The organism is Paenibacillus sp. JT22N12 (assembly GCF_056269365.1).
This window is the reverse complement of sequence record NZ_JBWDNU010000001.1, coordinates 435,326-448,807: the sequence shown is the minus strand read 5'-3', so window position 1 is coordinate 448,807 and position 13,482 is coordinate 435,326. Positions and strand designations below refer to the sequence as shown.

Sequence of the window (13,482 nt, the reverse complement as noted above, 5' to 3'; positions counted from 1 at the left end):
CTGTTTACGGCGGGGGACCGCAGCGTACTACCGGAAGAAAGCTCGCTGCCTTTAAGAAGTATTTTTGGCTTTACACCATGATTCTGCCGGGGTTGATCTATTTTCTGATCTTCAAGTATTTGCCGATGTGGGGGATGGTCATCGCCTTCCAGGACTATATCGCATTCCTCGGCGTGACGGGCAGTAAGTGGGTCGGATTCAAGCATTTTGTCAACTTCTTCAATGATCCCGATTTCATGCTGCTGTTCCGCAATACGATTTTGCTTGCCCTGTATAATCTGTTTTTCTTCTTCCCGCTGCCGATTCTGATTGCTTTGATGCTGAATGAGCTGAGGAATCAGATTCTCAAGCGCTGGGTGCAAAGTCTGATTTACATTCCCCATTTCATGTCCTGGGTCGTTATTTCTGGAATCGTATACATTTTATTGACACCTGAGGCGGGAATTGTGAATGAGCTGATTGCCTCCATGGGCTGGAACAAAATCAATTTTCTCGCCAGCTCCGACTGGTTTCGTTCTTTAATTATATTGGAGGTGATCTGGCGCGAAACAGGGTGGGGAACGATTATCTTTCTGGCCGCTCTTGCCGGAGTTGACCCTCAGCTCTATGAGGCGTCAAGGATCGACGGGGCGGGCAGGATGCGCCAGCTATGGCATATCACCTTGCCCTGCATACGCAGCACCATTGTGATACTGCTTATTCTGAGGCTTGGGAATTTCATGGACTCCGGCTTCGAGCAAATCTTCCTGATGATGAATGCGATGAATCGGGAGGTGGCAGAAGTCTTTGATACTTATGTTTATACGTACGGCATCGTTCAAGGGCAGTTCAGCTACAGCACGGCTGTCGGCTTGTTCAAATCGTTGATTGCTTTGATTCTCGTCATTGGCGCCAACTATGCCGCCAAGAAGTTTGGCGAAGAAGGCATTTATTAATCTTTCCCGCTGTCTGTCCAAAGGAGGTCGCCGCAGTTGATCGAAAACAAGAACTGGAGCAGCCGGCTGTTTAATGCCGCGAACCAGACGCTGTTGATTCTCATTTCCCTGATTACAATCATTCCGTTTATTCATGTATTGGCGGTTTCGTTCTCGGACGAGAATGCCATCATTGACCGCAAATTCGTCTTATTCCCGGTTGATTTCTCACTGGACGCCTTCCGATATATATTTTCCACCGATACGGTGTTCACCAGCCTGATCAATACCATTCTGATTACCGTGGTCGGCACGTTTGTCAATATTCTATTGACATCGCTTATGGCTTACCCGCTTGCCCGCAAGGACCTTCCCTTGCGCAGCACCATCCTGTTTCTTGTGACCTTCACCATGCTGTTCGGGGGCGGGATAGTTCCGACCTTCCTGATCGTCAAATGGCTGGGGCTGCTGAATTCATACTGGTCACTGATCATTCCTACCGCCATCAGCGCCTTTAATCTGATCGTGCTCAAGAACTTCTTTCAGCAGCTCCCCGAGAGCCTGGAGGAGTCGGCCAAAATAGACGGCTGCCATGATTACGGCATTTTATTCCGGATTGTCATTCCGCTGTCGATGCCGGCGCTGACCACCTTTTCTCTCTTCTATGCCGTAGCGCATTGGAATTCCTTTTTTCAGGCGATTTTGTATGTCAACGATTCGTCCAAATGGCCGATACAGGTGCTGCTCAGGCAGATCGTCCTTCTCTCTCAGGGAGGGATCGGGGATTCGGTCGCGACGACCAATGTCATGTATACGCTTCCGGATACCGTCAAGACGGCTGTCATTGTCGTAGCCACAGTTCCTATTTTGTGCGTGTATCCGTTTTTGCAGAAGCATTTTGCCAAAGGCGTCATGTTAGGCTCGGTAAAAGGATGACGTTGCTTGCGGACGGCATCATCTTTACGCATATCAATTAGGGAGGTTGTTCGTATGCCACGAAAATTCATGAGAAGTATTTGTTTGTTCATGCTGGCTGTCACGATGATGATTGCGGGCTGTTCAAGCGGGAACGGCAATGCGCCTGCGGAGGGGAACCAGCCCGCCGGAGAGAAAGGCCCGACGAAAATCAGCATGATGGTCATCTATTACGCGGCCGAACCGCCCAAGCCCGACGCAGCCGTATTCAAGAAGCTGCAGGAGCTGACCAACACTGAGCTGGATATCACATGGATTCCAAGCTCCGCATATTCCGAGAAGCTGAATGTGTCCGTCACATCAGGGGATATGCCGATGGCGATGTTCGTCAGCCAGCCGATGAATGCAACCATCGTCAGCAGCGCGCGAAGCGGGATGTTTTGGGAGATCGGACCCCTGTTGAAGGATTATCCCTTGCTGAGCAAAATCGATCCGCTGGCTTATCATAATTTGAAGATTGACGGAAAGGATTACGGGCTTCCACGCCCGCAGCCCATTGGGGTTGATACGGTAATTTACCGCAAGGACTGGATGAAGAAACTGGGGCTCTCGGAGCCGAAGACGATCGAGGATGTCTATCAGATGGCCAAAGCGTTTCAAACGGGTGATCCTGATGGGAATGGCAAGGACGACACGATCGGGTTTGCCACAGATACTTCGCTTGCCGGTTTGAATATTGTGCTTGCCTGGCACGGAGCGCCCAACAAGTTCAACAGGGACGAGAGCGGCAAATTTACGACTGATTTTATGACCCCGGAATATGTGGAAGCCTTGAAATTCTTCAAACGCATGTATGACGATAAAGTGATGAACACGGATTTTGTGCTGACTCAAACGGCGCAGAAGGTCGACCTGATCAGGAAGGGCATAGCAGGGATGTATTTTGAGGCCAACTTCAACTCCGCCGAGCGCCAGCTCGATATCAGAACCCATACGCCGGAGGCGGAGATCGACATCGCTTACCGCATCCAGGGCCCCAAGGGAGAACGACTGCTCGCCGCGCTCGGCTACAACGCCAGATATATGTTTTCCAAAACAAGTGTGAAGACGGAGGCGCAGCTGCGGGATATTCTTGCCTTCTTCGAAAAGATGCAGACTCCGGAAGTGGTAACGCTGCTGAAGTGGGGCATCGAGGGCGTCCATTACAAGGTTGAGAACGGCAAGAACGTCAGCATTGATGAAGTGCTGTATAATAAAGAGGTCGAGCCGCTCAAGTTTCTCAGGCTCGACAGCGAGAATGCCGATTTGACGGGCAATTCCCCGCTGGATACGAAGGTGAACGAGACCTATGCCGATATGGCGAGCATATCCGTGCAGGACCCGGCAATTGCGTTAATCTCGCAAACCATGACGGAAAAAGGAGCGCAGTTAACCAAAATTATCGACGATGCGAAGATTAAATTTATTCTCGGCGAGCTGGATGAAGCAGGATTTAAGCAGGAAGTGGATAAATGGTTAAAGAGCGGCGGACAAAAAATTCTTGACGAATATGCCGCTGAATACGCCAAAGAGAACAAATAAAGGCTGATCAATGAAGGAAGAAGGGACGTACCGGTATGAATCAGCAGACCGCTCATGAGCCTTCCGCACCAGAGACCGTTTCTCCGAAGAAACAGGGAATAATCGATTGTGATGTACATGTTTCACCGCAGCATCCCGATCAAATCCGCAGGCATATTGCACCCGGATGGCAGGATCGCTTTGCCATGAGCGGACGGGATCTGTATGGACATCCCACCTATGTCAACCGGACGGATGCCAATCCGCCAAGCGGGCTGCCAATCGGCTCGGACCCGGATTTTCTGCGGAAGCAGCTGGTTGACGAATATGGGATGGATCATTTGATTCTGATTCAGCGACCGTTCACTAATCCGCAGCCGAATCCCGAATTCGCCACTGCGCTTGCGGCGGCATGGAATGGCTGGATTGCCGAGACCTGGCTTGATGCCTACAATCATGATCATGTGTTTAAGGGATCGATCTGTGTTTCGACTCAAGATCCGGCCGGAGCCGCGAGGGAAATCGATCGATGGGCGGGCCACCCGCATTTCGTGCAGGTTGTCACCGATTCGGCATCGGCAGCCGCATACGGGCAGCGGCAGTTCGATCCTATCTATGAAGCGTGCCAGCGTCTGGGTCTGCCGTTTGCCATGCATGCGGGCGCAGACGGAACCGGCATCACCTCCATACCCTCATCGGGGTATCCGACGCATTATATCGAATGGAGCACTTTGCATGTTCTGTCCTATCAGACGCATCTTGTCAGTATGCTGGTAGAGGGCGTGTTCGAACGTTTTCCGGAACTGAAGGTCGTACTGGTGGAAGGCGGCGTGTCCTGGCTTCCGGCCTTGCTTTGGCGCCTCGATACGCAGTATGGGCGCTTCAAGAAGGAGCTTCCCTGGCTGAGCAGGAAACCAAGCGAGTATATACGCGATCATGTGCGCTTCACCTCGCAGCCGATTGAACGGCCCGAACAGGACCGCCATTTGCTGAAGATGCTGGAGCTCATGGACGCCGAGCATATACTGATGTTCTCCAGCGATTACCCGCATTGGGATTTCGACAGCCCGCGGCTTGCGTTCCCGAAGCTGCCTGAACCTTTGCGGAGCCGCATTTATCATGAAAATGCCCGTGAGCTTTATCGCTTGTAGGCAAGCGAAGGAGGGAGAACCAGCTATGAGCAGCAGCCCGTCGAGATTGATCGATTGCGACGTCCATGTCTGTCCGCGCAGCGCTGACGAAATCAAAGCGTATCTGGAGCAGCCATGGAAGCACCGTTTCAGCATCCGTAAAAACACTTACTACAAGAACCCAAACCCGCCTGTCGATAAAATGCCCCCAGGGGGAGGCGCTGCGGGCAGCGATCCCGATTTTCTGAGGAGCCAGCTGATTGACCGGATGGGCATCTACCGGGCGATTATCATGACACAGGCGCATCTGACGGCGGATCATGATCCGGACTACTCAAGCGCGGTTGCAACCGCATACAACAGCTGGCTGGCCGATACCTGGTTGGGTGAGTACAATGCAGACGGCGTATTTAAAGGCTCCATTGTCGTCAACCACCGGGACCCCGCGGCGGCGGCCAGGGAAATCGACCGTTGGGCGGATCATCCGCATTTCGTTCAGATTCAGATGGACACCGGCGCGATGGCACCGTTCGGACAAAGGCAGTATCACCCTATCTTTGAAGCGGCAGAGCGGAATGGACTGCCGGTGGCGATCCATCCCGGAGGAGAGTCCATTGGTGTCAACAAGCCCGTATGGATCGGGTATCCGGCGCATTACACGGAATATTACACGGGTTTCAGCTTTGCGGTACAGTCCCATCTGGTCAGCCTGCTGACGGAAGGTATCTTCGAACGCTTCCCGAAGCTAAAGATCGTCATTGCCGAAGGAGGAGTCACTTGGCTGCCGGCTTTGCTGTGGAGGCTGGATCAGGAGTGGAAGGGGCTTCGTTCGGAGGTGCCCTGGGTGATGAAGGCGCCGTCGGAATATGTGCGGGATCATGTCCGATTCACTACACAGCCATTGGAGCGGCCTGAAAAGGACGAGGATTTGCTCGCGGTGCTGGACATGATGGATGCGCATAATCTGCTGATGTTTTCCTCCGATTACCCGGAAAGCGACTTCGTATCGCCTGAAGCCTCGCTGCCGCGTTTGCCGGCCGAGTGGGAATCGAAGATGCTGTTCGAGAATGCAAGGCAATGGTATTCGTTGTAATTCAACTCGTTGTGTACGCGCTTGCAGGAATATGGATGAAACCTATTTTGATCAGGAGGTTGGGAATTCAATGGAGCAGCAGGTAGAGACCGGTGTGATGAAGAGAACAGAGAACAAGAAGTATGGCGTTATTGATTGCGATGTACATCCTTCTCCCAGAAATACAGAAGAGATTCGTTCTTACATGGCCCAGCCATGGAGGGACCGCTATCATGGAAGCACGCGCGGATTCTTCGGCAATCCGGTACATGGCGCGCGCCTGGACGCAACCCCCCCGCAAGGAGGTCCAACGGGATCGGACCCCGATTTCCTGCGGGAGCAGTTAATCGATAAATATGGCCACGCACATGCCATTCTGCTGCCGAGGGCTTTTTGCAACCTGCAGCCTGACCCTGATTTTGGAACCGCTATCGCGGCTGCTTATAATGATTGGCTGGCAGATACCTGGCTTAGTAAATACAATCATGACGGCGTATTCAAAGGCTCGATTACGGTCAATCACCAGGACCCGCAGGCGGCGGCACGGGAAATCGAGCGCTGGGCAGGTCATCCGCATTTTGTCCAGGTCATGACTGATTCCGGTGCGCGGGCGCCGTTCGGCCAGCGGCAGTATTATCCGATCTATGAGGCGTGCGCACGCCACGGCCTGCCGTTCGCCATCCATCCGGGTACGGACGGAATGGGCATTAATATTCAGCCTACCCCTGGATACCCGACTCATTATATTGAATGGCATACCTGCCTGTCCCTGGGCTTTCAAGCCCATCTCGTAAGCTTTCTGACGGAGGGCGTATTCGAGAGATTTCCGAACTTCAAGATCGTCCTGACAGAGGGCGGCGTCTCCTGGCTGCCCGGCTTAATCTGGCGTCTGAATGCCGAATACAAGGCGCTGCGGTTCGAAGTGCCATGGATGAAGCGCCGCCCCAGCGATTATTTGCGGGATCATGTCCGGCTTTCCTCCCAGCCGCTGGAGCGGCCCGATGACGACAAGGAGCTTCTTCAGATGCTGCAGATGATGGATGCCGAGCATATTCTGATGTTTGCCAGTGATTATCCGCATTGGGACTTCGATTCGCCGACGCATGCTTTTCCGAAGCTGCCTGAAGCGATGCACAGACGGATCTTTTTCGAAAATGCCAGAGAGCTGTACAATTTATAATCAAACTGCAAGGAGGACGTTCAGAGATGGGAAGACATGTGATTGGAGCAGCAGCGGATTTGCCGCCGGGCACGAACAGGATTCTGACGGTCGAGGGACGCTCGGTTGGCGTGTTTAATGTGAGCGGTACGTATTACGCGCTCAAAAACAGCTGCCCGCATCAAGGCGCTCCGCTGTGCGCGGGCAAGGTAACGGGAATGACATTGCCGTCTGAGCCGGGACAATATCTGTACGGCCGGGAAGGCGAGATCCTGCGCTGCCCCTGGCATGGCTGGGAGTTTGATATTCAGAACGGCAAGTCCATTTTTGACCCGCATAAATGTCTGGTCAAGACCTATCAGGTTGCCGTCGAAGCAGACGCGGATGCGGATATGGAAGAGGAATCCCCTTCAGTAGAGACATACGAGGTGAAGGTCGAAGAGGCGAAAGTGGTCGTGTATATTTAGTAGATGTATATAATTAGACTAAAGTTCAGTGATATACCTGTGGAGCAGGCGGAAATAGTCTGGAGAAGCGTAGGCTGAAAGCTTTCGTAAGAAAGCTGCTTCGGAAGCCTGCACTTACGACCTTTGTACCCCGAATTTAACAGCTATAGGTGCAAAACCAACCACATCCATACCGTGAATGGTTTTGCACCGAGGTGACAATGCTACCCGCGGTGTTTATTGTGGGCAGCATTGCACCAAAGGTGTCCAACGAATTTGTCATGAGCAATATAAACAGGAAGATCAATGTCCAATGAGAAATTCTCATAATCGGAGACAATTATGAAAACAAGATCCAAATATCTCGTGAACATTTTTTTATTCAGTCTGTTTATAGGCATGACTCCGGTATTGATGCTCGGCTTCTTCTCTTATTCCAAGGCCTCCGTGGAAATTCAAAGGAAAGTGAACGAAGGGAATAGCCGGATACTCGAGCAAACGCAGTTCCGGGTGGAGCAGGTGTTGAAAACCGTCGATACGGTGACCAACCAGTTTATCCATTCTCCGCTGACGATTTCCGTCATGGAACTGGAAATGGAGAAGGAGCGGTATCAGGATTTTCAGCAAATCAGAGACGGATTATACAAGCTGCAGGCACAGGGGCTCGGAATCTTTGATGTCTTTCTATACAATATCGAGAAGAATTGGTTGATCAATAACAGCGGCTTCTTCTACAAGATCGATAAAGAAAGCCTGGATCTGCTGCAGGATTATGCACAAATGCCGGCGATTTCGCAGTGGACGATTAACAGAGAGCCCGTTCCCGGAGACGGCGACGATCTGGACAGCGTGAAGACCGTAAATTTGATAAAGCGGATGCCGATCATCTCATCGAATCCGGATGGCTTCCTGGTCAGTAAAATCCCCATCCATGAGATCCGCAAGCTTCTGTCCAAGAATGTAATGCCCGGGGCAATGATGATTCTGGATGCGGATAAACGGGTCATTGCGCTTGACGGGGAGGATGTGGAGGGTGCTAATATGCAGCCCGGACAGATCACGGAGCTGCTGCAAAGCCATACGGAGGAAATCGGCTCATTCGAAACAGAGCTGGGACAAGGGAACGTGATGCTCTCGTACCGCCAGTCCTCTTATAACGGATGGGTTTATGTATCCTCGGTCTCCATCGCGCAGTCAACCCGGGATTCCAAGGCCATCGGGTGGTTTACCCTGGTTGCGTGTCTGACGATCTGCGCCCTGACTTTAATTATTGCCTGGCTGGGATCGCGCCGGATCTACCGTCCGGTGAGAAAGCTGTATACCTCTGTCCTTGCGGAGTCGGGCGAAGATTCGCTGCTCCACAAGAACGAATTTGAATCGATTGAGCTAAGCGTCCAGCGGCTCACGCAGTCCAAATTCAGAATGGGGAATCAAATTGAGGGACAAATCAAGCTGCTGAAGGAATATTTCTTTTTCAAGCTGTTCCAGGGGGACTTGAGGCGTAAAGAAATGGAAGAGGGCCTGGTGTTTCATGGACTCCCGGCGGAGCTTGAGCGTTCGATCGTACTGGCGGTTGAGATCGATACGCTGGAAGGCACCCGCTATAAGGAGCAGGACCGCAGCCTGCTGTTGTTTGCGATCGATAATATTTTGCGGGAAATTGTAGCGGAGCGGCAACGAATCGGCTCCGTCATCATTCAGGATACGGTTGGGGTGCTCATAGACAGCGCCAAGCCGGGCGACGGGGCTTTCAAGGACTGGATATTCGGGCTGGCGGTGAAAATTCAACAAGCGGTCCGCTCCTATTTGCATATTAAAATCAGTATAGGCGTAAGCCGCGAGATCCGTTCACCGGGAGCAGCCCCGGCAGCCTTCAAGGAAAGCCAGGAGGCTTTGAAATACAGGCTTCAGCTCGGGCAGGAGGTGATCCTGTTCATCGAGGATGTGCAGCTCCGCTCCAGCGGCTCCATCCAATATCCGCAGGAGACGGAGAAGGAGCTCGTTGAAGCGGTCAAGAGCATGGATGCCGGCAGAGCGCAGGATATCCTGCACCGGTTTATCGCGGAGGTTACGGATAACAAAATCGGCTGCAACCAATACGAAATTTCCTTGTCTCTGCTGCTCGGCGAAATGGTCCGGATTGCGAAGGATTCCGGCTTGCCATGGAATCTGATTGATGACAAGAACCGCTCATTGTTCGGCGAGCTGCTGCATCTGAAGACCGGACTCGAGGTGGAGAACTGGTTTTGCGACAACATCATTCTCCCGGTTATCCGGTTCTTGACGCAGCGGGAGGAAACGCAATACCGGAGGATATCGGATGAGATTATCAAGATCATCCACGCCGACTATGATAAAATGCTGACCTTGGATGCATGCGCGGCAAGGGTGAATTACCATCCCCATTATGTGAGCAGGGTGTTCTCCCGGGAAATGGGAACGAGCTTCGCCGATTACTTGTCCCAATACCGGCTGCTCAAGGCCAAGGAGTGGCTGCAATCAACCGATTTGAAGATTGTTGAAATCGCTTTAAAGCTGCATTATACGAACCCTCAGAATTTTATCCGGTCTTTCCGCAAAATCGTTGGCATGACCCCGGGACAATACCGGACCTTGTTCAGGTAAAAGGTTTAAAAATATAGCCAGGAAGCAGGTATTCAAACATGAAAATTGCCAGTATAGAGACCTTCACAACAAAGGAAATCAGCATTGTCAGAGTCCGGACGGACGACGGAAGAGAAGGCTACGGGCAGACGGCTCCCTATATTCATGCCAATATCGCCGCCCTGGTGCTTCACCAGCAAGTCAGTCCCTATGTATTGGGAGCGGATGTGAGCCGGGTGGAGGATATCGCTCCGCTGGCCGAGAAATGCATTGAGGGCGAGCATAAGTTTCCGGGATCTTATATATGCCGTGCGGTAGGCGGGGTCGATACGGCCCTGTGGGATCTTCATGGGAAAATCCAGAATAAAAGCGTGCGGGAGCTGCTGGGCGGCCAAAAAACAGCTGTCGAGGTGTATGGCTCCAGCATGAGCCGGTCCATCACCCCCGAGCAGGAAGCCGAGAGGCTGAAGCGGTTAAAGCAATCCCATGGCTTCAAAGCGTTCAAAATCCGCATCGGCAATCCCTTCGGGCATGATGTTGACGCCTGGCCTGGCAGAACGGAAGCCATTGTTCCGGCAGTGCGCGAAGCGATCGGTCCGGATACCCTGCTGTATGTGGACGCGAACAGCGGCTTCTCGCCCGAGCGGGCTATCGAGGTAGGTCATATGCTGGAGCAGTACGGCGTTTGCCACTATGAGGAGCCATGTCCCTACCCCGAGCTGGAATGGACACAGCAGGTAAATCAGGCTTTGAGCCTGGCAGTGACCGGAGGAGAGCAGGATACGGATCTGGCCCAGTTCCGGCGCATGATTGCCATGCGGGCTGTGGATATTGTACAGCCCGATGTTTGTTATGTGGGCGGATTGAGCCGCGCTCTGCAGGTGGCGAAGATGGCGGAGGAAGCCGGAATCCCGTGTACGCCGCATTCATCGAATCTCTCGATGGTCACGGTATTTACTTTGCATATGTTGGGAGCCATTCCCAACGCCGGCCGGTTTATGGAATATACGATAGAGTGGAACAACGCCTGGACAGACGGGCTTTTCAGCCCTCCGCTCAAGGTCGTTGACGGCTCCGTGGAGATTCCCAAAGGTCCTGGCTGGGGTGTTGAGATCAATCAGCAGTGGCTGGATAAGGCTGATTACCAGATTAGCCGACTATAAACCTGAGCCTGCAGAAGAATAGTTATGGCTGCTGTGCGGTAAGGGCGCATCCTTAAAGGATGTGCCCTTTACTGTTATCTGCCCATGCCGCAGGTCGAAGGACGCTTGGCAAACGCCCGGCAGTATGCGATTATGAGAGCAGATCCGGTTGGGAAGGGGTAATATGAGATGAAATGCGCTGTGCTTGACGATTATCAGCAGGTTGCCATGTCCATGACGGATTGGACGGGGCTCGCCGATCGAGTGGATGTTAAAGTATTCCATACCCATTTCGAGAATGAGGACGAGCTGGCAGCTGCGATCGAAGATTGCGAGATTGTAGTCATAATGCGGGAGCGCACTCCTTTTCGGAGCGGACTCTTCAAGCGTCTGCCCCGTCTGAAGCTGCTGGTGACGACTGGAATGCGCAACGCTTCTGTCGATCTGGCCGCCGCGGCGGACAACGGCGTAGTCGTATGCGGGACGCGCGGGGGAGGCGAAGGCACGACGGAGCTGACATGGACGCTTATTCTGGGACTGGCGAGGAAACTTGTGCAGGAGAATGAGGCGCTTCGTTCCGACGGGCAGTGGCAGAGTACGGTCGGCATCGACCTTCTCGGCAAGCGTCTCGGCCTGCTGGGACTCGGTCATATCGGGAGCAATGTCGCGCGGATCGGACAAGCGTTCGGCATGGAGGTTGCGGCATGGAGCCAAAATCTGACCGCGGAAAAAGCTGCCGCCGCGGGTGTGAAGCTGGCTTCCTCGAAGGAGGAGCTGCTCGAGAGCAGCGACTTTGTCTCGATTCATCTCGTGCTTGGCGATCGCACAAGAGGACTGCTCGGAGCACGGGAGCTCGGGCTCATGCGGCCGTCAGCCTACCTCATCAACACCTCGCGCGCGCCGATCGTTGACCGGGATGCGCTGATTGAAGCGCTGCGCAGCGGCACAATTGCCGGAGCCGGACTGGACGTGTTCGAGCAGGAGCCTCTGCCTGCGGATGATCCGCTCCGCACACTGCCCAATGTGCTGGCGACGCCGCATATCGGGTATGTTACTGAAGCGGCTTACCGCGGCTTCTTCCGCGGAATCGTCGAGGACATTGATGCTTATTTGAATGGATCGCCCGTGAACGTTCTCGGCTAGCGGGAATTCATTCCTCATCCGCTGATCAAGCGGCTGCTGCCGGTTCCGGGGGAATGGCCCTGAACACCGGCGGGCAGCCGCTTTTTCGGATGGATCTGAACGGTCGCAGCTTGGAAGGACTGGATATTTCTTATTCTTTATCGATCGTTCTATATTGGGTATAATGGCAGTAAAGGAGCTGTTGGTATGTCCAGAAACAGAGAGTTTGAAGTTAACGATGTGCTTAATAAGGCAATGGGTCTTTTTTGGTTTCAAGGATATGAAAAAACATCGATGAGCAATCTGGTGGAGACCATGGGCGTCCACAGGAAGAGCATTTATAATACCTTTGGCGACAAGCATTCTTTATACATGAAAGCAATGGAACGCTATGATCAAGCTATAGGAGCAGAAACAAGGTCATTGATCAAAAATACCGCTTCCGCCAAACAGGCCATCCGGCAGTTGTTTGAATTTACCGCGATGGCAGAAGCAGGGACCCGAGGCTGCTTGATGGTCAATTCTGCGGTTGAGCTTGCCCAGCATGATTCTGAAGTGGCAGTCAAAGTGAATGAGAGCTTTGCCAGTGGCGAGAAGCTGCTGCTCGAGCTGGTCACACTCGGCCAGAATACAGGCGAAATTGCTGATCATCACAATGCCGAATCGCTGGCTTCTTACTTGAACAATGCGTGGATCGGCATGCGCGTTCTGGTTAAGACAACGGAAGATAAAGAGAAATTGAAAGGGATTATCGACACAACCCTCGCTATATTGGAAAGATAAGAGGCTTTGATGCTTGCAGCAGCCCGTCCTTGAACATCTAAATTAAGTGTGCTGCAATTTGCATATTAAATCAAAGAAAGGAGCAGTCGCCCGATGGCTCAGTTGACCCGCTTCGGATTCGGGGTGCAGGCTCTTATCGCGCTCGCGTCGCGTCGGGACCAATGGTCCAGCGCCGAGATCGCCGGCCTTATCAGCTGCGAGCCGACGGCGCTCCGCAAGATTTTATCGCAGCTGGCGGAAGCGGGCCTGATTGATGTGAAGCAGGGCCGGTCCGGAGGCTACCGCCTGGCCAAACGGCCGGAGGAGATCACCCTGTTCGAAGTATACCAGTTCCTTCATAATGAAGACCCGCAATGGGGACGGATGGCCGACACGACCGGAGTAGGCTTGTTTGGCGCGAAAGTCCGGGAATCCTTCACGCGGATCTCGACCGATATCAACATTCAGGTCACGCAGGTGCTTGGGAACTATACGATCGCGGATTTGGCGGAGTAAATTTTTTTTACTGAAAATGTGCAAATTATTGCACAAATAATTTTTTCCAGAAAGGTGAATGACTAATGAAGATCACAGGGTACGGCCAATCGGCATTATTGCTGAGCGAATTACGATTACGCGGCGTGGTGACGTTTCAA

At 52.8% G+C, this 13,482-nt stretch carries 12 protein-coding genes; all 12 read left to right on the top strand.

Translation table 11 applies throughout. From position 1 onward, the window contains the following. Positions 1–77 precede the first annotated feature (77 nt). The 12 genes from AC0YOA_RS01855 to AC0YOA_RS01800 all read left to right on the top strand — a co-directional run bounded on the left by AC0YOA_RS01855 (position 78) and on the right by AC0YOA_RS01800 (position 13,342). The gene (locus AC0YOA_RS01855) at positions 78–935 is read left to right on the top strand and encodes an ABC transporter permease (protein WP_210045458.1); all 858 of its coding nucleotides are present in this window, start codon (positions 78–80) and stop codon (positions 933–935) included. A 36-nt stretch (positions 936–971) separates the two neighbouring features. Beyond that, positions 972–1,850 (top strand): carbohydrate ABC transporter permease, encoded by an 879-nt coding sequence (locus tag AC0YOA_RS01850; protein ID WP_210045420.1) that lies wholly within the window; start codon positions 972–974, stop codon positions 1,848–1,850. Between the two features lie 54 nt (positions 1,851–1,904). Continuing rightward, positions 1,905–3,410 carry an extracellular solute-binding protein gene (locus AC0YOA_RS01845; RefSeq protein WP_475785151.1) on the top strand — a complete coding sequence of 502 codons (1,506 nt, stop codon included), beginning with the start codon at positions 1,905–1,907 and terminating at the stop codon, positions 3,408–3,410. Positions 3,411–3,445: 35 nt separating this feature from the next. After that, the gene (locus AC0YOA_RS01840; RefSeq protein ID WP_475785150.1) at positions 3,446–4,540 is read left to right on the top strand and encodes an amidohydrolase family protein; all 1,095 of its coding nucleotides are present in this window, start codon (positions 3,446–3,448) and stop codon (positions 4,538–4,540) included. A 25-nt stretch (positions 4,541–4,565) separates the two neighbouring features. Further along, entirely contained in the window at positions 4,566–5,612 is a 1,047-nt protein-coding gene (locus AC0YOA_RS01835; RefSeq protein ID WP_475785149.1) for an amidohydrolase family protein, read from the top strand. Positions 5,613–5,682: 70 nt separating this feature from the next. Then, on the top strand, positions 5,683–6,771 hold the full coding sequence (locus AC0YOA_RS01830; protein ID WP_475785148.1) for an amidohydrolase family protein: 1,089 nt from the start codon (positions 5,683–5,685) through the stop codon (positions 6,769–6,771). Between the two features lie 26 nt (positions 6,772–6,797). After that, the gene (locus AC0YOA_RS01825) at positions 6,798–7,217 is read left to right on the top strand and encodes a Rieske (2Fe-2S) protein (protein ID WP_475785147.1); all 420 of its coding nucleotides are present in this window, start codon (positions 6,798–6,800) and stop codon (positions 7,215–7,217) included. Between the two features lie 321 nt (positions 7,218–7,538). After that, the gene (locus tag AC0YOA_RS01820; protein WP_475785146.1) at positions 7,539–9,821 is read left to right on the top strand and encodes an AraC family transcriptional regulator; all 2,283 of its coding nucleotides are present in this window, start codon (positions 7,539–7,541) and stop codon (positions 9,819–9,821) included. A gap of 38 nt (positions 9,822–9,859) precedes the next feature. Next, positions 9,860–10,963 (top strand): mandelate racemase/muconate lactonizing enzyme family protein, encoded by a 1,104-nt coding sequence (locus tag AC0YOA_RS01815; RefSeq protein ID WP_475766463.1) that lies wholly within the window; start codon positions 9,860–9,862, stop codon positions 10,961–10,963. Between the two features lie 168 nt (positions 10,964–11,131). Beyond that, positions 11,132–12,085: a D-2-hydroxyacid dehydrogenase family protein gene (locus AC0YOA_RS01810; RefSeq protein WP_475785145.1), complete on the top strand. Its 954-nt coding sequence runs from the start codon at positions 11,132–11,134 to the stop codon at positions 12,083–12,085. A 186-nt stretch (positions 12,086–12,271) separates the two neighbouring features. Continuing rightward, entirely contained in the window at positions 12,272–12,847 is a 576-nt protein-coding gene (locus tag AC0YOA_RS01805; protein WP_475785144.1) for a TetR/AcrR family transcriptional regulator, read from the top strand. A 93-nt stretch (positions 12,848–12,940) separates the two neighbouring features. After that, entirely contained in the window at positions 12,941–13,342 is a 402-nt protein-coding gene (locus AC0YOA_RS01800; protein WP_475785143.1) for an RrF2 family transcriptional regulator, read from the top strand. Positions 13,343–13,482 lie beyond the last annotated feature (140 nt).

Coding starts and splice junctions, on each gene's coding strand:
- AC0YOA_RS01800 (WP_475785143.1), top strand. CDS start 12,941: ATGGCTCAGTTGACCCGCTTCGGATTCGGGGTGCAGGCTCTTATCGCG.
- AC0YOA_RS01805 (WP_475785144.1), top strand. CDS start 12,272: ATGTCCAGAAACAGAGAGTTTGAAGTTAACGATGTGCTTAATAAGGCA.
- AC0YOA_RS01835 (WP_475785149.1), top strand. CDS start 4,566: ATGAGCAGCAGCCCGTCGAGATTGATCGATTGCGACGTCCATGTCTGT.
- AC0YOA_RS01810 (WP_475785145.1), top strand. CDS start 11,132: ATGAAATGCGCTGTGCTTGACGATTATCAGCAGGTTGCCATGTCCATG.
- AC0YOA_RS01825 (WP_475785147.1), top strand. CDS start 6,798: ATGGGAAGACATGTGATTGGAGCAGCAGCGGATTTGCCGCCGGGCACG.
- AC0YOA_RS01815 (WP_475766463.1), top strand. CDS start 9,860: ATGAAAATTGCCAGTATAGAGACCTTCACAACAAAGGAAATCAGCATT.
- AC0YOA_RS01830 (WP_475785148.1), top strand. CDS start 5,683: ATGGAGCAGCAGGTAGAGACCGGTGTGATGAAGAGAACAGAGAACAAG.
- AC0YOA_RS01845 (WP_475785151.1), top strand. CDS start 1,905: ATGCCACGAAAATTCATGAGAAGTATTTGTTTGTTCATGCTGGCTGTC.
- AC0YOA_RS01840 (WP_475785150.1), top strand. CDS start 3,446: ATGAATCAGCAGACCGCTCATGAGCCTTCCGCACCAGAGACCGTTTCT.
- AC0YOA_RS01855 (WP_210045458.1), top strand. CDS start 78: ATGATTCTGCCGGGGTTGATCTATTTTCTGATCTTCAAGTATTTGCCG.
- AC0YOA_RS01820 (WP_475785146.1), top strand. CDS start 7,539: ATGAAAACAAGATCCAAATATCTCGTGAACATTTTTTTATTCAGTCTG.